Genomic DNA, 20835 nt, shown 5'->3' with positions numbered 1-20835 from the left:
TATTTCTTATTTTCTCATTTAATGGTAGCCCTGTATTATGGCAGCTTCGATGTCTCACTTGCTTACTCATCGACACGTCTTGCTACTACAAGGGAAAATGGGTGGGTTTTTTAATCGCTTTTCGTCATTCTTGCAAACTCAAGACATTAAAGTAAGCAAAATCAATTTTAATGCAGGCGATGCCTTTTTTTACCATCACGACAATACCTACGAATATACCAATACATTAGCGCAATTTTCCTCTTGGTTACAGGTGTTTATCCAAGAGCATGATATTGATGCGATTGTATGCTTTGGCGATTGTCGACCGCATCATACTCAAGCGGCGTGTATCAGTGAGAAGCTGGGTATTTCATTTTTTGTCTTTGAAGAAGGGTACTTGCGTCCTGATTACATTACCTTACAAGAGCATGGGATTAATGGCTATTCACGTCTAAACACTGCTGAGATTAAAGCACTTAAGAAAGCCAATGATCAGCCTTTATATACACATAATCGATTTTATCGCCTCAGTATCGCAGCCATCGTCTATTACATTATTGCTTGGCTTTATAAAAGCCGTTATCCACATTATTCGCATTATCGTGGTATGACCGCCTGGCAAGAGGCCATCGCTTGGTTAAAAGCACCGTGGCGGAAGCTTCGAGGGTATTTACCAGACAAACACTTGCAAAATAGACTGACCAAGCAAGAAAGTAACAATTACTTTTTGATCAGTTTACAAGTACATAATGACTCACAGATTACCCATCATAGTGATTATCGTGATGTAGTACAGTTCATTGACGAGTCTATCGCAAGCTTTGCAAATTTTGCTAAGCAAAAACAGTTACTCGTATTTAAGCATCATCCATTAGATCGTGGTCACAGAGACTATCGGGAGCTGGTAGCTAGCCTAGCTGAGCGTTATCAAGTATCTCATCGTGTTTTCTATGGCTGTGATATGCACCTGCCAACTTTGATGAAATATAGTATTGGTATGGTGACTATTAACAGTACGACAGGCTTGCAGTCGGTTTATCATAAGAAACCCACTAAGGTTATGGGTCGCGCAATTTATGATATTCCTAAGCTAACAGATCAAAAGCCGCTTGATGATTTTTGGCAGCAGCCTAAAGGCCCAGATAATGAATTTTATTTGAGATTTCGTGAGTATCTGATAGAGCAAACTCAAATAAATGGTGCTTTTTATGGCAGATCGCCATGGATGTATAAGTATTTGTGCCAAACTGGCAGCGAAACGACAGACGTAGATATGTCTAAAACCAATTTACCCTAGTCATTTATTTATTTATTTGTTTTTCTTTCTAAGAAGTTATAGTAACTATAATGGTATCTATATAAAGAAAAGAAGTTCAACAAGTGTAACGATTGTTGCGTTATCCTTTTTTAGCTTGTCATTTCATCTGTAAGTCACATCTCTTCTAACAAAATCGCCTTACTTTGCAGTGGAAAACTGCTAGAATACTCTTTTATGTCTGCGCATAAGAGTTAATGTGCTTGGCTATGAATTTTAGACGGTAGTATTAGCCGAATCGACTTGTTATAACGGTTGACCTTCAAAGAAGTACAAGCACGTTATCAATTGCATCTGACAATATTTATTTTTTAGTTTTATTATTCTATCACCCTTAATTTAGTAGGCGCTTTGTGACTGCATTAGCCAATATTCGTAACTTTTCAATCATTGCCCACATTGATCATGGTAAGTCGACGCTTGCCGATCGTTTTATTCAAATGTGCGGTGCCTTGCAAGATCGCGAGATGCAGGCGCAGGTACTCGACTCAATGGATATCGAGCGTGAGCGCGGTATCACTATCAAAGCACAATCGGTAACGCTGTTTTATGATCATCCAAATGGAGAGCGCTATCAGCTTAACTTTATTGATACCCCTGGTCACGTCGATTTTTCATATGAAGTTTCGCGTTCATTAGCAGCTTGTGAAGGTGCGCTATTGGTTGTTGATGCCGCTCAAGGCGTAGAAGCGCAGTCAGTAGCCAATTGCTATACAGCCGTTGATCAAGGCTTAGAGGTCATGGCGGTGTTAAATAAGATTGATCTGCCGCAAGTTGAGCCTGAGCGCGTCATTCAAGAAATTGAAGATATTATCGGTATCGATGCCGTTGACGCACCGCGTGTATCAGCCAAATCTGGTCTTGGTGTTGATAAGCTGCTAGAAGCATTGGTGGAGTTTATTCCAGCACCAACTGGTGACCGTGAAGCACCACTGCAAGCACTAATTATTGACTCTTGGTTCGATAATTATTTGGGCGTGGTTTCATTGGTACGGGTGCGTGAAGGTACTATACGTAAAGGTGACAAGTTATACATCAAATCGACTCAAGAGGCACATCTAGTTGGCTCGATTGGTGTCTTTACCCCTAAACCTGTAGATACGGGTGTTTTAGAAGCAGGGGAAGTCGGCTTTGTTATTGCGGGTATTAAGGATATTGCCGGAGCACCAGTAGGCGATACTATCACTCATGGTAAGACCCCTGATGTGGATCGTATCCCAGGCTTTAAACAAGTCACGCCACAAGTCTATTCTGGTATGTTCCCAGTGGATTCGAGTGATTTTGAAAAATTCCGTGAAGCCTTACAAAAACTGCAAATTAATGATGCTTCGCTGTTTTTTGAGCCAGATACGTCGGATGCGCTTGGCTTTGGTTTCCGCTGTGGCTTCTTGGGTATGCTGCATATGGAGATTATCCAAGAGCGTCTAGAGCGTGAATATGATCTGGATTTGATTACTACGGCGCCTTCAGTTATTTACGAAATTGAGAAAAAGAACGGTGATGTAATCTATGTAGATAATCCATCACATCTACCTGAGCCAAACAACATTGAAGAGTTCCGTGAGCCAATTGCCCGCTGTCAGATTTTAGTACCGCAAGAATTCTTAGGCAACGTAATGACACTATGTATTGAGCGTCGCGGCGTTCAGGTTGATATGCGTTTTATGGGTCGACAAGTACAGCTGATATTTGATATTCCAATGGGCGAAGTTGTCATGGATTTCTTTGATCGTTTAAAGTCGGTTTCACGTGGTTTTGCATCGCTAGATTATAACTTCGAGCGCTATCAAGCTGACAAGCTAGTAAGAGTTGATGTACTAATCAATGGCGATAAAGTCGATGCCTTAGCGATGATCGTGCACGAAACCCAATCACGTTATCGTGGTAATGCACTGGTTACGAAGATGAAAGAGTTGATTCCGCGCCAAATGTTTGATGTTGCCATTCAAGCCGCTATTGGTAGCCAAATCATTGGTCGTAGTACGGTAAAAGCCATGCGTAAAGATGTACTAGCAAAATGCTATGGCGGCGATGTGTCACGTAAGAAAAAGCTATTGTCTAAGCAAAAAGCTGGTAAAAAACGTATGAAGCAAGTAGGTAACGTGGAAATTCCACAAGAAGCCTTCTTAGCTGTGTTGCAAGTTGATAGCTAATCGCTAAACGTAACCTAAGATAGACATTGTAGATAACAGTCAAATGTAGTGAGTCTTATCGTAAAGGTGTTAGATAAGCCGCTCGTTAATAGGCAATTTGGTATGGATTTTGATTTTAATTTAATTTTAGTGCCGTTAACTATAGTCCTAGGAATTGTTTGGCTGTTAGACAAGTTAGCGCTCAAACAGCGCAAAACTCGTGGTCGAGGTCAAGAAGGCTTACTAGTTCGCTGGGCTTATGACTTTTTCCCTGTGTTAGCAGTGGTATTGATAGTACGCTCATTTTTAATTGAGCCATTTAATATCCCATCATCGTCTATGGTGCCGACGCTATATACGGGTGACTTTATTGCTGTCAATAAGTATGCATATGGCGTGCGCCTGCCGTTAACCTACAATAAGGTGCTAGATACTGGTGAACCTGAGCATGGTGATGTGGCAGTGTTTCGCTATCCTGAAAACCCGAGCATTTATTATATTAAACGCGTTATCGGTTTGCCTGGTGACACCGTAAGCTATAGTCAAGGCACGTTATCTATCAATGATGTACCTGTTGAGACTAAGTCTGTAGATTTCGCGGCAAATGCTGAATTGACTTCACAGCTATACTTACCAGGTCAGGTTGGTCCAGGTCAAGTGCTGACTGAGGAGAGTGCTTCTGCAATGGGTCAGCAAGAAGAAGATGCGGCACAATATTTTGGAGAAGTACAAGGTGACAACAAGCACCTCGTGCGCTATTTAGACGGTATGAACAGTTCACAGTACGCGCCATTTTTGCAGCAACAATCACCAGAGGTGGTTGAGTCAGAGGGTACTGAGTGGCGCATTGACGTGCCAGAGGGTCAGTATTTTGTGATGGGTGATAACCGCGATCGCAGTGCAGACGGTAGATTTTGGGGCTTCGTTCCGGATGAAAACCTAGCAGGTAAGGCAGTTTATATTTGGATGCATAAACCACCTGGTCTTAATCTACCAACCTTTGAACGTAATGGTACTATCAATTAAGGCAATGTGATTGCTTAGCGATTGATTTATCTATAATAGTTTTATGCTAATATCATTGCTATCTAATAAATAGCTATTTATTATTTATACACTTATTCAAAATAGTCGTTTATCTTTAGAAGGATCTTATAATGCAGCAATTATCTGGTTTGGCTACGCAGCGCGGTGCCAGTGTGACAAACATTGTTCTCATTATTATGCTTTTGGGTATTGCGACCAAATTGACAGTAGCTATCGTACCAGCTCAAATTGGTGACTACCAATTGACAAAGCTTTTGAGTGCACAGCTAAAAGAAGCCAATAGTAATAACGAAACAGCTAAGCAATTCGTTGAGCGTGTTGATAAGCAGTTATCAATTAACGCAGATTACGATACTAAAGCCGAAGACGTATTTACCTTTACTGATAAAAAAACAGGTCAATTGGCTATTCATAAAGAATATGCAATAACTAATAACTTTTTTAGCAATGTTGATATTATTAACCGTTTCGAGGGTGACGTCGAAATGGCAACAGCAGAGTAAGTCGCAATAGTACGACATAGCACCTTCATTATTTCATAAGATATATCAAATAATATTATTAAACTAAATCTGTCAAGCAGAAGGGATAACCACAAACCTCGCATGAAACCAACTTTGCACCATTCCCAAGCGGCTTCTACTTCCCAAAAAAATAGTACATCTGTTGACACGCTTGTTGTTAGCTCGGAATTTATTCAGCGGTTAGCAGTATTAACGCGTAAGTTAGGCTACGAGTTCAATGACTTGAGTCTACCTAAACTTGCGTTAACGCATCGCTCATTTGATAGCAAAAAAAACTATGAGCGCCTAGAGTTTTTAGGTGATGCACTTTTAGGGATGATTGTGGGTGAAGCTTTATATCATCGTTATCCTAGTCAAAATGAAGGGCGCCTAACGCGTATGCGTGCAACACTGGTGCGCCAAGAGTCATTGGTAATTATCGCCCAAAACCTAGAGCTGTCTAACCATCTTATATTAGGAGTAGGTGAGCGAAAAGGTGGCGGTCGCAATCGTGCTTCTATACTGGCCGATGCCGTAGAGTCTCTAATTGGTGCTATCTATTTAGACAGCCAAGATATGGATATTACTCGCAAATGTGTTCTCTCTTGGTATGGTGATCTGATTGATAATGTCAATGACCAAAAAGCGCTGAAGGATGCTAAGAGTCGGTTACAAGAGTGGCTACAATCTAAGCAGTTTGACTTGCCCAACTACGAACTCATGGAAACGCGTGGTAATGCACCGCATCAAATTTTCGTTGTACGTTGCCATGTAAATATCAATAACTGTCCTGATATTACTGAATCTGGTGAGAGCCGCCGTATCGCTGAACAGAAAGCAGCAGAGCTTATGATTAACCAATTACATAAATTGCCAGGATCTGCCAAAAAACGTGTATAGCCGATATCCATAAACGCATTTTTAGATGCATAGTATCGGTTTAGATTGGTTTATAACTTGGCAAACATACATTAAAACTACCTCACATATTATTTATTTTAAAACTTTAAATGTCTCTAGCCCGTTTTTAATGGTGACTGAATAAATTTAGCATCAACGACTGTTCGGCTAGACACAAACCCTATAGGATTAACTTATGAGCAATCATACTGATTTGCCATCAAACAATGAAGACAGCACCCAAAATTTGGGTAAGAATACAGATATTGATTCAAGCCAAAACAATATCGAAGTTACCAAAGAGATTCATGCTACTGATGCAGAAGATATTGCATTAGACAATGATATGGCTATTGAAGAGTTTTTTGCACCGAGTGGCAATGCTCGTATGGCTGATGATTTTAGAGCAGGTTATGTGGCCATTGTTGGACGTCCAAATGTGGGCAAGTCAACTTTGATGAATCACTTATTGGGTCAAAAGCTGTCTATTACTTCACGCAAACCACAAACCACCCGTCATCGTATTCATGGAATTTTGTCAAACCATGAAATGCAAGCGGTGTTTGTTGATACACCAGGTATTCACCGCAACGAAGTACGTGCTATTAACGAACGTATGAATAAAGCGGCGGTATCGGCGTTAGTAGATGTAGACTTAGTATTGTTTGTTGTCGATTCAGATCAATGGCGTGACGATGATTTATTGACCTTGCAAAAGCTTGGCGAGACCAATCTAACAGTCGTCTTGGTTATTAACAAGTCAGATACTCTAAAAGATAAAGGCAGTGTGCTACCACTTATCGAAACTTTCAACGATAGTTTCGATTTTGCTGATATCGTTCCTGTATCTGCACTAAAAAATCAAAACTTAGATCGTTTACAAGAAGTGATTGCCTCACATTTACCAGTTGCTGCTCCTATTTATGATACAGAGCAAATCACTGATCGCTCTGAGCGATTTTTGGCCAGTGAAATCATTCGCGAAAAAATCATGCGTAGTGCGGGCGATGAAGTGCCATATGATTTAACCGTACAGATTGATGAGTTTAAAGACGAACCTGCACATACTGATCCAAAAACAGGGCGTCCACGCAAAGCTTGTACTTTCATCGATGCGACTATCTATGTTGAACGTGGTGGTCAAAAAGCCATCGTTATCGGTGACAAAGGTCAGCGTATCAAACAAGTTGGTATGGATGCTCGTAAAGATATGGAGCAGTTATTCGGTAAAAAAATCATGTTAACGCTGTGGGTCAAAGTGAAACGTGGTTGGTCTGATGACGAACGTGCGTTGACCAGTTTGGGCTATTGATAGCGGTTAAAAACGCACGCTTCAAAAATACTGCCTGCCTTTTAGCTATTTAGGTAATAAAAAATGCGTAATGAAGCGCTCGTCGGGTATTTATTGCATCAGCGCCCTTATCAGGAAAAACGCGCTTTGTATTATCTTTTTTCTCAACAACATGGCGTGATACATGGCGTTGGGAAAAAAGGCGCGCCACTATTTATGCCATTACAGCTTTTTGCTACTGGTAAACGCGACTTAAAAACCTTTAGTCAAATTAATATTGCTTCGCAAGATACGACTCAAACTGATACCGTTCAAAAAGACAGTGTTCAAAAAGATAGTGCACCTGCTGTCTTAGAAGCCGTACCTTACGCTAATATCAGCGGCCAACATCAGTATGCCGCACTATATATAAACGAGATACTGTGGCGGTTGTTACCTACTGAAGACCCGATGCCAGTATTGTGGCAGCATTATCAAATCAGTCTACAACAACTCAAGCAGCCCTTAAGTAATAGCGAGCTTCGTCTCTGTCTACGTCAGTTTGAGCAGTATCTATTTACCGAGTTAGGATTCACTTTAACGTTAACGCATAACAACGTTGAAGACCCCATTGAGCCTAATTGTACTTACCGCTTTTTACCGGATGTAGGTTTGCTCCCTGTATTGGTACATAATGAAGAGTCTGAGCATTTAGCCAGTGAGTCTGGACAGACTGTTTTTAAGGGTGCGGATATTATAGAAATGGCACGCTTAGGTATTACTGAGCAGACGCTGAGCCATTGGTCAAAGCTACATCGACATCTTATTGATCATTTGCTTGACTATCAGCCACTACGAAGTCGTCTGTTATGGCAGCAACAGCAGCGTTATCAATAAAGTCTCAAATATCATCGTAGTATCAACTATATAAGTTAGGCTTAATTGTCCAAAGGATTTTTTATGAGTATCTCTGTATCTACCTCATCTGAAAACAATACAAAAAAACCTTTGTTAGGCGTGAATATTGATCATGTGGCAACACTTCGTCAAGCGCGCGGTGTGAGTTATCCAAGTCCGTTGGCTGCTGCATTATTGTGCGAAAAGGCAGGGGCAGATGGTATCACTATACATTTACGTGAAGATCGTCGTCATATACAAGATGCGGATGTTTATGAAATGGCGGGGCAGTTGTCGACGAGAATGAATCTGGAGATGGCCGCAACTGATGAGATGCTTGCAATTGCCTGCGAAGTTAAACCTTTTTGGGTATGTCTAGTACCTGAAAAGCGTGCAGAGTTAACGACAGAAGGTGGTCTTGATGTTGCAGGGCAAGTCACGTCTCTAAAAGAGTATGTTCATAAACTACAAGCCTCTAATATTAAGGTTTCTTTGTTTATTGATCCAGATGATAAGCAGATTGCAGCCGCGATAGAGTGTGGTGCGGACGCGATAGAGTTGCATACGGGTGCTTATGCCGAAGCAGGATTAGCAAATGATACTGCCGCACAGTTGGCTGAGCTTCAAAGAATTGAACAAGCAGTAGCTACAGCACAGAGCCTAGACGATAAATTGCTTATTAACGCAGGTCATGGTTTAACGTGTGACAATGTTAATGCCATTGCAAAGATTGATGGTATATATGAGTTAAATATTGGTCATGCACTTATTGCAGATGCGGTTCTTGTAGGAATAGAAAGCGCTGTGACAATGATGAAAGAGGCCATGCATAAATAGGTTTGCATATACGGCATCTATTACCCATTACATTTCGTAGGGTGGTCTGCATTAAGTTTATGTTTGACGATACCGGATTGGTTAAAAGAAATTTGGTACATTGACTCATTATAAGAAGAGGTAGGGCAGTATTTTATATGGCCAAAGTGTCCTCGCGGTCTGCCGCTATCGCCCCAAAATTTAGTATAGTGGCGCCTACCGCCAACTCTTAACTTCACTGTACTATATCTTAGGTTTAAGGATTGCTGAGTTAATAACGTGTCTACTTGAGAATCAAAATGCTTATTATTATTTTTATCTACAAATAACAGAAGCGTTTTATCACTGTTCCTATGACATTGATGTGCATCATTCGATAAACAAACTAAGACATCCTGCCGACTTATATAACTTTCGGCCTTTGCTAAGGATAAAGTGTTCTCTAGTTGATGCTTGACACGTTGCGCCTCCATTCGTGCTAAGTGCGTTAAGATGCTTGGCGCTGCAATAGCTGCGATAATTCCTAATACCATTGTCGTCACAGTTAGCTCAACGAGAGTAAAGCCGTTTGATTGCTTAGCATTTAAAATATTATTGTTTTGAAGGGTTGATATCCTATAACTGACTAACTTCAGTAGTTCATCAAGTAACCTATGTGCAATGGTTAAAAACTTACCAACTCTATATCTGTCTTTTCTGTGAATAGATATATAAAGAACAAAAGTTACTATTCTTCTATAACTGGCTAGTACCTTATTAAATAAGTTCATAAAGCGCTACATCCCATAGCTGTTTGTCATTCAAGCAAAAAACAACGTCTCACACATCCTTGTGTTGACTATCTTTTAAGCAAACCAATTGTCCAAATTCTTTAAACTTTCTCTTATTCCACTGTATATAAAACACATACAACACCTAATTACTTGATTTTCAGAAGAATATTGGTTTTTTACAATATATATGTAATATATAGCGACTGTCAAAAAATGTTTCAATTAGTGAAAGAACGACATTAGCAATAGAGAAAAAATTCTAATTGTAATAAAATGCTTCAAGAAAATAGCTATCAATAGACCATTCATCTATCGCAAACTGATGTGTAAAAGATAAGAAGCGTAAGGTGTGTTAGTTCTGGGTAACTTAGACTGTTTATTGTGTTTTAGTTACAACATTATCGTGTAATAATGTGTAGCTCGTTAACGAAAAAAGTTGTAAACTGAATTAATAATCGCTAAGCTACTCCTTAATTGGTTTTGCTTTGTAACTTAAAATGCGTAAGAGATGTCTATCTTAGTACGTCTTGAGAATCGGTTTTGCTTAATGCATCACTAAAATTATCCTTTGGAGGAAGTCCATGAAATTGAACAAAATAGCTCTAGCCCTTGTTGCTGTAGCGGCTGCACCGATGGCAGCTAACGCTGGTGTTACTATTAGCCCATTGTTACTTGGTTATCACATGACTGAAGAATTCAGTGATACCTCTGACAAACAGCGTGAAGTTCTTACTACTGGTAAAAACTTGTATGAAAATGCTAACGGCGATGTTATCGGTGATGGTAGCCGTGGTAACAGCAATGGTGGCGTAGCCAAAGAAAGCAGCCTATACACTGGTGCAGCTTTAGGTATTGAACTTACTCCTTCTACTCAGTTCCAAGTAGAATATGGTGTATCTGACGCAAACGGCGAAGCTTCTGAAGATTCAGCTGATGCCGGCGTTAACCGCTTTGATATTGAACAAGAAATGATTTCTGGTAACTTCTTGATCGGTACCGAAGAATTTACTGGTTACACTGATAGCGCACTTAAACCATACGTACTAGTAGGTGCTGGCCAGTCTAAAATCAAAGTAGAGAACCAAGAACAGTATACTAACTCTAACGGTGAAGTAGTTGCTGCTGGTACTGAAGTATCAAACTCTAAAGACACTATCGGTAACCTAGGTCTAGGTGCTATGTATCGCATCAATGACGCGCTAAGCCTACGTGGTGAAGCTCGTGCGATTCATAACTTTGATAACAACTGGTGGGAAGGCATGGCTTTGGCCGGTCTAGAAGTAGTACTAGGTGGCCATTTAGCACCTACAGTAGCAGTACCACCTATGCAAGAGCCAGTAGTTGACAACACTCCAGTAGTTGTTGTTGAAGCTGATCTTGATTCTGACGGTGATGGCGTACCTGATAGCATCGATGCATGCCCAGGCACTCCAATGAACGTTGTAGTTGATGAGCGCGGTTGCCCAGTACCAGTAGACATTACTGACGAACTGAAAATGGAACTACGTGTATTCTTTGATAACGACAAGTCAGCTATCAAAAACCAGTACAAGCCAGAAATCGCTAAAGTAGCAGAGAAGATGCGTGAGTATCCTAACTCTACAGCTCGTGTAGAAGGTCATGCTTCTAAGACTGGTCCTTCAGCACGTTACAACCAACGTCTATCTGAAGCTCGTGCCGTTGCTGTTAAATCTATGCTAACTAATGAATTCGGTATCGCTCCAAACCGTCTATCAACTGTAGGCTATGGTTACAACAACCCAATCGCTTCAAACGACACTGAAGAAGGTCGTGCTATGAACCGTCGTGTTTATGCCATCATCACTGGTGACAAAACAATGACTGTTGAACAAACTAAAGATATGGTTGTTCAGTAAGTATTAGCAAAATAATCGTATAGTAAAATATACAGTTACAAAAAAAGCCACCCAATGGGTGGCTTTTTTTTATTTATGTATTGAGAAAAGTGAGTTATTACATAAATTTATGAATCAATAATGTTATACTAGCCACCCAAACATTCTGTAAATTAACAGCATGTACATTAGCATAGCAATCTGTATGATGAATTCGTCAGTATAGATATTTGATTGTATTGAACTTTTTTATTTGATAGCATTCTTTTTTGCATCATCTTAGATTCAATATCTATCTGATTGATGATGAAAGTTTATTCAGCAGCGCTTACTGCTACTGCATTTTTTTAAGACGAAACGAGCATTTTATATGGCGAACGATATCAAACACCTGCGTAACATTGCAATTATTGCCCACGTTGACCACGGTAAGACAACTTTGGTTGATAAGTTATTACATCAGTCTGGTACTTTTGGCGACCGTGCAAACATTGCTGAGCGTGCAATGGACTCAGGTGATATTGAGCAAGAACGTGGTATTACCATTTTGGCTAAAAACACAGCTATCCGCTGGACAGATAAAACTTCAGAAACTGAATACCGTATCAACATTGTTGATACCCCAGGTCACGCCGATTTCGGTGGTGAAGTTGAGCGTGTAATGTCTATGGTTGACTGCGTACTTTTGGTTGTTGACGCTGTTGATGGCCCAATGCCTCAGACTCGTTTTGTGACGCAAAAAGCATTCGAACAAGGTCTAAAGCCGATCGTTGTTATTAACAAAATCGATCGTCCTGGCTCACGTCCTGATTGGGTAATGGATCAAATCTTTGATTTGTTTGACAACCTAGGTGCAAACGATGAGCAGCTTGATTTTCCAGTTGTTTATGCTTCAGCATTGAATGGTATTGCAGGTCTAGAAGCAGATGATTTAGCTGATGATATGACGCCATTGTTCAAAACTATCGTTGACGTTGTTCAGCCACCACAGGTTGATGCTGACGCTCCGTTCCGTATGCAAATCTCAAGCCTTGACTACAACAGCTTTGTTGGTGTAATCGGTATTGGTCGTATTCAACGTGGTAAAGTTAAACTTAACACGCCAGTGACTGTTATTGATAAGCATGGTAAGACGCGTAACGGCCGTATTCTAAAAATCATGGGTTACCATGGTCTTGATCGTATTGACGTTGAAGATGCACAAGCAGGTGATATCGTTTGTATCACAGGTATCGATGCACTAAACATTTCTGATACTATTTGTGATCCTAACAACGTTGAAGCATTACCAGCACTAACGGTAGATCAACCTACAGTATCTATGAACTTCCAAGTAAATAATTCACCATTTGCTGGTCGTGAAGGTAAGTTTGTGACTTCACGTAACATTCGTGAGCGTCTTGAGCGTGAATTGATTCATAACGTAGCATTGCGTGTAGAAGACACTGAGTCTCCTGATAAATTCAAAGTATCAGGCCGTGGCGAGCTTCATTTATCAGTACTTATCGAAAACATGCGCCGTGAAGGTTTTGAGCTAGGTGTTTCTGGTCCAGAAGTTATCGTTAAAGAAGTTGATGGTAAGCTACAAGAGCCGTATGAAAACGTTGTCTTCGATATCGAAGAAGAGCATCAAGGTTCTATCATGGAGCAAGTTGGTCTACGCAAAGGCGAGATGACTAACATGGAGCTGGACGGTAAAGGCCGTATGCGTATCGAGGCGACCATACCAGCGCGTGGCTTGATCGGCTTCCGTTCTGAGTTCCTAACCCTGACTTCAGGTAGTGGTATCATGACCTCGAGCTTCTCACATTACGGTCCACAGAAGATCGGTGATGTTGGTGGTCGTTCTAACGGCGTATTGGTTTCTATGGCAAATGGTACTTGCCTAGGTTTTGCTCTATTTAACCTACAGAAACGTGGTAAGTTGTTTGCTGAGCCACAGCTTGAAGTTTATGAAGGTATGATTGTTGGTCTTAACTCTCGTAACGATGATATGACTGTTAACCCAACGACTGCTAAACAGTTAACCAACGTACGTGCTAGTGGTACTGACGAAGCATTGACGTTGACGCCAGCAGTGAAGTTCACTCTTGAGCAAGCGCTTGAATTTATTCAAGACGATGAGCTAGTCGAAGTAACGCCAAAAGCGGTACGTATTCGTAAGCGCTACTTGACTGAAAGTGAGCGTAAGCGTCACGGCCGTGGTAAAAAAGGTGCTTAATATCAACAAGTGAGTTACTGAGTAATTCATAGTATTGATGTTTGAAGCGAACACTTAGTGTCAGTAGTTTTATTAGCACTAAGTGATTCAAAAGATGAGCAGTATAAGGTGAGCTATTAGTGGTTCACTTTATACTGCTTTTTTTTGTGTTGTAATCTTGGAAAAATACAGACAGAATGAATAGTGGTGTTAATGTATTCAATTATTAACATGAAAGCTAGATATGACATTAATTATATAAATATCTATTTGTTTATAGATAAATTTTGAGGAAAAAATAATGAGTATGGTTTCAGAGTTCAAAGAGTTCGCTGTCAAGGGTAATGTAATGGATTTGGCAGTCGGTGTTATCATCGGCGGGGCTTTTGCTACCATTACAAAATCTCTGGTAGATGATATTATTATGCCGATTGTCGCTTTTATCTTTGGCGGCGAGATTAATTTTGAGAACATGTTCTTAGTTTTAGGCGATGCACCAGATGGTATTGCTATGACTTATGATGCGCTCAAAGAGGCAGGTGTACCTGTATTGGCTTACGGTAGTTTTATTACCGTACTTATTAACTTCCTAATCTTAGCTTTCATCATCTTTATGATGGTTAGAGGTGTCAATAAAATGCGCCGTGCTGAAGAGGTAGAGGAAGTTATAGAAGAAGCAGTAGAAGAGCCATCAGAGGAAGTGAAGTTGCTGCGTGAAATCAGTGCCAAATTAAGTAATACCAGTATTACGAAATAAATTATCAATTCGTTGACAACAAAAAAGGCTAACTTCTCGTTAGCCTTTTTGCTATGAAATAGTCACAGTCATTCTTGTGAACTATTTGATGTGCCTACTAAAAGCAAATTGTTACGGAGTGACCACTACATAGTCATTGGTATTAATTAGAATTTCTGATGGTTGATCGACAACGATACGTACCACGTTATTATCAACAACTTGAGATTTGTAATAGTTGTCTTCTGCAACTGTGCAGCCTAAACAACGTCCCATAGCATCCCAAGGTTCAACAAATAGCTTCTGCTGTGCTTGATCTGCATTACCACCAATAAGTGAAAAAGGTAAGCTAACGATATAAGCTGCCGTACCAGCAACAGCATTCACGAGTTGCAGTGGCTTACCAACAATCGTATCGACTACCATCGTCTCGTATGAAGGACCGAAATCAGTTTCATCAATTTCTATAGCTGCAGAAGTAGGCTGAATGGTCGCAACTACCAATCCTAAAGTTGCTAATACAGTAAAAAATCTCTGCTTAACTGTGCGTTGGGTTTTTGCTTTAACAGTCATAACGATATCCTGAAACTCATAGTAGTATGATTAATGGCTGCTGCTATCTTCACACAGGAATCTTGCGGCAACAATAGTTAGTCTAAATATTACAGAAAAATAAATGATACGCACTATTTATGTAAGCGCTAGCACTATTAAAGCAAGATGTGCGCTAATAAGCAACAAAAATGAGAATAATCTAGTTATAGCTTTGACAATATTTGATACTTTTAGAATAAATACTCTGTTCAAATATTGTCTTCATTTAATATAAACGTAGCACAAGTAAGCGGGTATCAGTTATTAGCTATTTTAACGGCTGACAATTTGGACAATAAACACTGGCTCTACCAGTAAGCTTGATGTTCTCTAGCGTCGTACTACAATGCAGACAGCTCTCTCCTTGTCTACCATACACATTTAAGGTTTGCTGAAAGTAACCAGTTTGACCACTTGCTACTGTGAAATCCCGTAGTGTCGAACCGCCCAGTTTTATCGCTTTCTTTAAAATTTCTTTAATATGATTCACTAAAATGACAATCTGATCGTATGAAATTTGACTGGCTGGCGTAGCAGGATGGATGCCGGATAAATACAGGCTTTCAGTCGCATAAATATTGCCAACACCGACCACGACTTCTTGTTCCATGATGACAGATTTAATAGCCCGAGTAATGGGTTTTAGTCGCTTATTCGTTTTAGTATTATCTGACGATGACCCACTGCCATCTTGGCTAGATAAATCTATACGCTGAATTAAGCTGTATAAATAGTCTGCGGTAAAATCTTTTGAAAGCGGTTCAGGACCTAGATGATCTAGTAGTTTATTGCCGTAATCCTCATGCCATAGTACTGAACCAAAGCGTCTTGGATCATAGTAATGTAGCTGAGACTTTTTATTATCAGCATCATTAAAAACGACGACCAGATGGTCATGTTTACGCTTATCAGTACCATAGCTGTGCTGTTGTAAGCTACCTGACATTCCTAAGTGAATAAGAAGCTGACGTGGTTCAACTTTGCTGGCTGACATTGGAGCGTTATTCTGTGCAGCTACTGGCAGAAAATTAAGAATCAGATACTTTGCTCGGCGCTCGACACTATCTAAGGTGTAATTAACCAGCTCATCCAAGTTATCTGGCATCATCCATCGTAGCTTTGGTTGAAATACTTTAACATCAACTACCTGTTGCCCCAATAATGGAGCAAGACTGGCTTTAGTGGTTTCTACTTCAGGTAATTCAGGCATAGTATTTTTGAAAACTCTATTGTGGAATAAACAACGACTGACTTAACGTTTTATTTACACGACTGCACGGCGCGCGTGCAAAATACCATGTTGCTGTTCTAATTTTGCGAGCAACTTAGACAGATGTGCCAAGCCTGAGACTTCAATATGGAACTTTAAAAAAGCAATATTGTCGTCATTGCTTAACGTTTGCACTTGGCGAATATTGACGTTTTCTTTATCAATTATCTGTGTCAAATCACGTAGCAATCCGCGTCGGTCATATGCTTCGACATGAATATCAACGGGCTGATAACGCCCCGTCTGTACTTGCCAAGCGGCTTCTATCTTGCGCTCAGGGTCACGCTCGACCAGACGTAAGTACTCTGGGCAGCCTCGATTATGCACGCTAACGCCACGCGATAAAGTGATGTAACCAGCAATCGGTTCGCCATGCACAGGATGACAACAACCTGCCAAATTGATTTCGATATTATCCAAACCATCGATATGGATTTTATAAGCATCGAGCTTACCTGTATCTCTGTTATCTACATGCGGTACAAAGCTCTCTGGTGGTATCTCAGGTTCAAGGTGTAGCTGACGAGAGATATGACTGGTCAACTGATTCAGGCCAATATCACCTGTCACCAGACCCACGATAATATCATCGGTCGTATTGACATGAAAATGCTGAATATAGTCGTTTAGATCAATACTATTAGGATGAACAGATAGGCGCTCAAGCTCTTTACTGAGCATTTGGCGACCTATTTCAATGTTCTTATCACGGTCTTGCTTATTAAACCATTGGCGCAGTTTTGAACGGGCCCGATTGGTATGAATATAACCTAGCGATGCTACCAACCAATCACGATTGGGCTCACGTGATGCCTTAGTGATAATCTCAACTTGCTCACCTGTTTTCAACTGATAGGTCAGTGGCACATAGCGCTGATTGACGCGGGCTGCCTGCGCACGGTTGCCAACTTGAGTATGCACATAGTAGGCAAAATCGAGAACGGTCGCGCCTTTTGGTAGCTCAGTAATATCACCGTCACGGCTAAAGATATAAATACGTTCTAGCTCATCAAAATCAACGAGTTGCTCTTCTTCGTCAAACTCAATATCATCTATCTCTTCGCCTGCTACCACAGCTGAGCGTGGCTGATTACGTGTCTCATTATTGATAGATAATAATTGGCGTAATGAGCTGATTCTTTGATTCAGATAATTGTCTTTTTTGTTCTTTAGCCCTTCTTTGTAATTAACGTGCGCGCACATGCCAAGCTCGGCCTCAAAGTGCATCTCATGAGTACGAATCTGGACTTCGAGTGATTTATTTTCCGCGATTACAGCAGTATGTAGTGAGCGATAACCATTAGACTTAGGGTTGGTAATATAGTCATCAAACTGCTCAGGAATATAACGCCATAAGCCATGTACTAGGCCTAAAACGTGATAACAGTCAGAAGGGCTATTAACCAAGACACGTAAAGCGCGAATGTCATAAAGCTGATCGAAAGATAAGCCTTTGAGCTTCATTTTTCGATAGATAGAGTAGATATGTTTGACGCGACCAGATACTTCGCCTTCAATACTGGCATCTGCTAGTGATTCATTTAATTTGTCTTGTACGCGCTGAATATAGGACTCGCGTTCGCTACGTTTTTCTGACAGCAGCTTAGCAATTTCTTTATAGCGGTCAGGCGCTAAATAACGGAAAGCCAGATCTTCGAGCTCCCATTTTAGCTGTGCAATGCCTAGGCGATGCGCTAATGGCGCATAAATAGTCATGACTTCACGTGCGACACGCGTTTGACGTTCTTGATTAGAAAAAGTCAATTCACGCATGGCGAAAGTACGTTCAGCCAGTTTTATCAGTACCACGCGCACATCGTTAGTAACAGAGATGAGCATACTATAAATATTTGATAGCTGATCACGCTGATTATTGACGAAATGATCTTCTAAACGCTTGTTGCTCTCAATAATCTCCGACAGCTTACCCATTGCAAGGGTGTCTTTCACAAGCGTTAAAATATCTGGACCAAAGTTTTTTTCAACTTCAGCGAGACTAATGATTGATTTGCGCGCACTGCGATACAGCATGGCCGCGACCAATGCGTCTTCATCTTGATAAAGATAGGTCAGAATATCGGTCATACCAATACCGGTCACATAAGCGCCTGAACGCTCAGATTCACTGGTATTCATATGACTACGAATAAACTCGCAAGCTGCACTTAGGTTGGGTACTGACTCTTGTCCAATACGCTTGGCCACATTATCTAGCCAAGTAGGTACGTCGATGTTGGCTTGGTCTAAGTCGACCGCCTCAAGCTCTTCGTTTGATAGCGCATTGGTATCATCCAAATACTCGTCTTCAGTGTGAGGATCATGCAAATGATAAGTGTGTGCAGCTGAGCGATCAAAAGTAGTATGTAACTTGTGAGTCGCTAACTGGTATTTGATGTCGAGGGGAATTTGGGCATAGCTATTGGCTGACTGGTGAGAGCGTTGGCTCGCCACCAGTTGCGCCGCAAGTGTTGCACTATCGGCCTGCGTGGTCTGTCCATCCACCAGCGGTAATCCTTCACGAATTTTTACCATAGCCGACTCCTCTTAGCTATTTTGAATTGATTATAACCTCATCTACTATGCACACACTCTGAATTAACGATCCATAAAGTGTCAGCTATAAACCAATACAACTGCTAAAAATGTTATTTTTAGCAGCTATAAAATGCGCGTAAAATATATAAAGCTATGAGTGCAAATGCTTGCTATGTAGCGATTGGAAACATCATCAAAAACATAGGAAGATTGTTTACTATTATCTCATTTTAAAGTGACAAATCAAGCGAGCCTCTGTACGGCTGTGGTCAATTACGCTAAATAATAGCTACTTATTAGCATAAATTTATCAAAGCTTTGAGTTATCTTAGATAATTATAATAACGCTTAATTGTCTCTTTAATTAGGTTCAACTATCAGTTGTTATTAACTATTAATCATTTTTGAAGATTAACAATGTTAAACCGCTACTTTTTCAAAGCGAGCGATAGATTCAACATGGCCCGTATGGCAGAACATATCCATCACGCCAGCATGAGTCAGACGATAGCCTTGTTCTAACAATGCTTTTGTATCACGAGCAAGGGTCGCTGGATTACAAGAGACATAAACAATGCGTTCAGCATTGAATTTTGGCAAATATTGCATAATTTCCCAAGCACCAGAGCGCGGCGGATCAATCAATAGTGCATCAAAACCTTGGTTGGCCCATGGCTTATCAGTACAGTCTTGAGTCAAATCTTGACTGTAAAACTCAGTATTGTTGATACCGTTGCGACGAGCGTTGTCAGCAGCACGTTCGGTCATGGCTTCACTGCCTTCGACACCGACTACTGAGCCTGTCTCGCCAACGAGACGCGCTAGCGGTAAGCTAAAGTTACCCAAACCACTGAATAAATCTAGTACGCGTTCACCTGCTTTTAAGTCCAATAAGTCACAGGCAAGCTTGGTCATCTGACGGTTCACCGATAAGTTTACTTGAGTAAAGTCAGTAGGGATAAATTCAAAAGTCAGATCATACTCTGGCAATTGATAATATAAACGCCCAAATTGCTCGCTCAAATCATCAGCGTCTGTCAACGCAATACGTTGGATGCTATCAACACCTTTCGACTGCAAATATAGCTGCCAATTACGCGCTGCGAAAAATACTTTTAGTTTGTCTATATCAGCGTCTGACAACGGTTCTAAATTACGTACGATGAGCGCAACTGGCTGATTGCCATCAGGTAGTTCTGGCAGTTGCTCACCCATTGCAAGCTCAAGCTGGGCAATCTTGTCACGACTCTCTAGGGTACTAATAAGCGTTTTTAGGTTTTCAATCTCGAAACCAATACGTGGATCTAAGATATGACACTCATTTAGCTCTGCTAAGAAATTACTTGAACGCTCACGGAAGCCGACAAGCGCGGTTTCTTTTTTGACGACATAGCGTACGCCCAAACGTGCTTTGGTACGATAACCAAGACGATCGCCGACCACAGGAGGGAGCCAATTGTCAGGTTCCGCGTTGGCTTGATGCATTAGCATTTCAGCCAGTACTGACTGTTTAAAGTTTATTTGTCCATCTGGCTGCCAGTGCTGCAAGTTACAACCGCCGCAAGTACCGAAATGCGGGCAGGGTGGCACAGCACGTTCAGGGTTTGGGTTGGCAGTGATACTAATGGCATCGCCTTCTTCAAAGCTAGCACGGCTGTTGGTTATTTTTACTAAGGCGCTTTCACCTGGTAGAGCAAAGCTAACAAAGATTTTTTTGCCGTGTTTGTCTTCAGCATGGCCTTCCGCAACGTCAAAACCATTACCATAGACAGCAACACCGCGACCATCATGTGACAAGCCATCAATATTAAATGGAATTGGCTCTGCATCTTTTAGGCGACGACGTGTCTTTGATGATGGCTTCGATTTTTTCTTACTAGGCGGAATGACAATCGTTTGGGTGTCGTTTGTTTGAGCTTCATTCGTTTGAGCGTTACTGTTTTGCGCTGCCATATCAGATGCTGTAGATGTTTTTGAATCGGTGGGTTGCATAAACCTGCCTTAATAAT

At 40.9% G+C, this 20835-nt stretch carries 16 protein-coding genes; 11 read left to right on the top strand and 5 right to left on the bottom strand.

The genetic code is table 11. The annotated features are described in order from the left end of the window. Positions 1–37 precede the first annotated feature (37 nt). The 8 genes from ACHEVO_RS07090 to ACHEVO_RS07055 all read left to right on the top strand — a co-directional run bounded on the left by ACHEVO_RS07090 (position 38) and on the right by ACHEVO_RS07055 (position 8883). Positions 38–1279, top strand: coding sequence for a capsule biosynthesis protein (locus tag ACHEVO_RS07090; RefSeq protein ID WP_394124436.1), 1242 nt, complete (start codon positions 38–40; stop codon positions 1277–1279). Between the two features lie 371 nt (positions 1280–1650). Then, positions 1651–3450 (top strand): translation elongation factor 4, encoded by a 1800-nt coding sequence (gene lepA / locus ACHEVO_RS07085; protein ID WP_394124435.1) that lies wholly within the window; start codon positions 1651–1653, stop codon positions 3448–3450. 102 nt (positions 3451–3552) lie between these two features. Further along, on the top strand, positions 3553–4455 hold the full coding sequence (gene lepB, locus ACHEVO_RS07080; RefSeq protein ID WP_394124434.1) for a signal peptidase I: 903 nt from the start codon (positions 3553–3555) through the stop codon (positions 4453–4455). 131 nt (positions 4456–4586) lie between these two features. Then, a complete protein-coding gene (locus ACHEVO_RS07075) occupies positions 4587–4979 on the top strand; it encodes a DUF4845 domain-containing protein (protein ID WP_341609768.1) in 393 nt (130 codons plus the stop codon). A 102-nt stretch (positions 4980–5081) separates the two neighbouring features. Then, on the top strand, positions 5082–5879 hold the full coding sequence (gene rnc, locus ACHEVO_RS07070) for a ribonuclease III (protein WP_341609767.1): 798 nt from the start codon (positions 5082–5084) through the stop codon (positions 5877–5879). A gap of 346 nt (positions 5880–6225) precedes the next feature. Further along, positions 6226–7191 carry a GTPase Era gene (gene era, locus ACHEVO_RS07065; RefSeq protein ID WP_057762330.1) on the top strand — a complete coding sequence of 322 codons (966 nt, stop codon included), beginning with the start codon at positions 6226–6228 and terminating at the stop codon, positions 7189–7191. Between the two features lie 63 nt (positions 7192–7254). Next, positions 7255–8046: a DNA repair protein RecO gene (recO, locus tag ACHEVO_RS07060; protein WP_394124433.1), complete on the top strand. Its 792-nt coding sequence runs from the start codon at positions 7255–7257 to the stop codon at positions 8044–8046. A 63-nt stretch (positions 8047–8109) separates the two neighbouring features. Beyond that, positions 8110–8883: a pyridoxine 5'-phosphate synthase gene (locus ACHEVO_RS07055; protein WP_394124432.1), complete on the top strand. Its 774-nt coding sequence runs from the start codon at positions 8110–8112 to the stop codon at positions 8881–8883. Between the two features lie 20 nt (positions 8884–8903). Here ACHEVO_RS07055 and ACHEVO_RS07050 read toward each other — a convergent pair whose 3' ends face one another. Further along, on the bottom strand, positions 8904–9632 hold the full coding sequence (locus ACHEVO_RS07050) for a GspH/FimT family pseudopilin (protein ID WP_394124431.1): 729 nt from the start codon (positions 9630–9632) through the stop codon (positions 8904–8906). 584 nt (positions 9633–10216) lie between these two features. Here ACHEVO_RS07050 and ACHEVO_RS07045 point away from each other — a divergent pair. The 3 genes from ACHEVO_RS07045 to mscL all read left to right on the top strand — a co-directional run bounded on the left by ACHEVO_RS07045 (position 10217) and on the right by mscL (position 14448). Then, complete coding sequence (locus ACHEVO_RS07045) at positions 10217–11512, top strand: OmpA family protein (RefSeq protein ID WP_296209691.1); 1296 nt, start codon at positions 10217–10219, stop codon at positions 11510–11512. 349 nt (positions 11513–11861) lie between these two features. Next, positions 11862–13712 (top strand): translational GTPase TypA, encoded by a 1851-nt coding sequence (gene typA, locus ACHEVO_RS07040; protein WP_057758402.1) that lies wholly within the window; start codon positions 11862–11864, stop codon positions 13710–13712. Between the two features lie 280 nt (positions 13713–13992). Then, entirely contained in the window at positions 13993–14448 is a 456-nt protein-coding gene (gene mscL, locus ACHEVO_RS07035) for a large conductance mechanosensitive channel protein MscL (RefSeq protein ID WP_057758404.1), read from the top strand. A gap of 111 nt (positions 14449–14559) precedes the next feature. Here mscL and ACHEVO_RS07030 read toward each other — a convergent pair whose 3' ends face one another. The 4 genes from ACHEVO_RS07030 to rlmD all read right to left on the bottom strand — a co-directional run bounded on the left by ACHEVO_RS07030 (position 14560) and on the right by rlmD (position 20818). Continuing rightward, positions 14560–15000, bottom strand: a complete 441-nt coding sequence (locus ACHEVO_RS07030; protein ID WP_394124430.1) for a hypothetical protein — start codon at positions 14998–15000, stop codon at positions 14560–14562. A 289-nt stretch (positions 15001–15289) separates the two neighbouring features. Further along, entirely contained in the window at positions 15290–16231 is a 942-nt protein-coding gene (gene mutM / locus ACHEVO_RS07025) for a bifunctional DNA-formamidopyrimidine glycosylase/DNA-(apurinic or apyrimidinic site) lyase (RefSeq protein ID WP_394124429.1), read from the bottom strand. A 54-nt stretch (positions 16232–16285) separates the two neighbouring features. Next, on the bottom strand, positions 16286–18823 hold the full coding sequence (locus tag ACHEVO_RS07020; protein WP_394124428.1) for a RelA/SpoT family protein: 2538 nt from the start codon (positions 18821–18823) through the stop codon (positions 16286–16288). A 423-nt stretch (positions 18824–19246) separates the two neighbouring features. Further along, entirely contained in the window at positions 19247–20818 is a 1572-nt protein-coding gene (rlmD, locus tag ACHEVO_RS07015) for a 23S rRNA (uracil(1939)-C(5))-methyltransferase RlmD (RefSeq protein ID WP_394124427.1), read from the bottom strand. Between the last annotated feature and the right edge of the window lie 17 nt (positions 20819–20835).

The sequence above is a fragment of the Psychrobacter nivimaris genome, from assembly GCF_043419765.1.
Classification (GTDB): domain Bacteria; phylum Pseudomonadota; class Gammaproteobacteria; order Pseudomonadales; family Moraxellaceae; genus Psychrobacter.
Note: the sequence above shows the minus strand (reverse complement) of the source record. Positions and strands in the feature narration are given on the sequence as shown.

Bases quoted from the DNA above. Each gene is read 5' to 3' on its own strand.
- ACHEVO_RS07090 (WP_394124436.1), top strand. From the start codon at position 38: ATGGCAGCTTCGATGTCTCACTTGCTTACTCATCGACACGTCTTGCTA.
- lepB (WP_394124434.1), top strand. From the start codon at position 3,553: ATGGATTTTGATTTTAATTTAATTTTAGTGCCGTTAACTATAGTCCTA.
- ACHEVO_RS07075 (WP_341609768.1), top strand. From the start codon at position 4,587: ATGCAGCAATTATCTGGTTTGGCTACGCAGCGCGGTGCCAGTGTGACA.
- rnc (WP_341609767.1), top strand. From the start codon at position 5,082: ATGAAACCAACTTTGCACCATTCCCAAGCGGCTTCTACTTCCCAAAAA.
- era (WP_057762330.1), top strand. From the start codon at position 6,226: ATGGCTATTGAAGAGTTTTTTGCACCGAGTGGCAATGCTCGTATGGCT.
- recO (WP_394124433.1), top strand. From the start codon at position 7,255: ATGCGTAATGAAGCGCTCGTCGGGTATTTATTGCATCAGCGCCCTTAT.
- ACHEVO_RS07055 (WP_394124432.1), top strand. From the start codon at position 8,110: ATGAGTATCTCTGTATCTACCTCATCTGAAAACAATACAAAAAAACCT.
- ACHEVO_RS07050 (WP_394124431.1), bottom strand. From the start codon at position 9,632: ATGAACTTATTTAATAAGGTACTAGCCAGTTATAGAAGAATAGTAACT.
- ACHEVO_RS07045 (WP_296209691.1), top strand. From the start codon at position 10,217: ATGAAATTGAACAAAATAGCTCTAGCCCTTGTTGCTGTAGCGGCTGCA.
- typA (WP_057758402.1), top strand. From the start codon at position 11,862: ATGGCGAACGATATCAAACACCTGCGTAACATTGCAATTATTGCCCAC.
- mscL (WP_057758404.1), top strand. From the start codon at position 13,993: ATGAGTATGGTTTCAGAGTTCAAAGAGTTCGCTGTCAAGGGTAATGTA.
- ACHEVO_RS07030 (WP_394124430.1), bottom strand. From the start codon at position 15,000: ATGACTGTTAAAGCAAAAACCCAACGCACAGTTAAGCAGAGATTTTTT.
- mutM (WP_394124429.1), bottom strand. From the start codon at position 16,231: ATGCCTGAATTACCTGAAGTAGAAACCACTAAAGCCAGTCTTGCTCCA.
- ACHEVO_RS07020 (WP_394124428.1), bottom strand. From the start codon at position 18,823: ATGGTAAAAATTCGTGAAGGATTACCGCTGGTGGATGGACAGACCACG.
- rlmD (WP_394124427.1), bottom strand. From the start codon at position 20,818: ATGCAACCCACCGATTCAAAAACATCTACAGCATCTGATATGGCAGCG.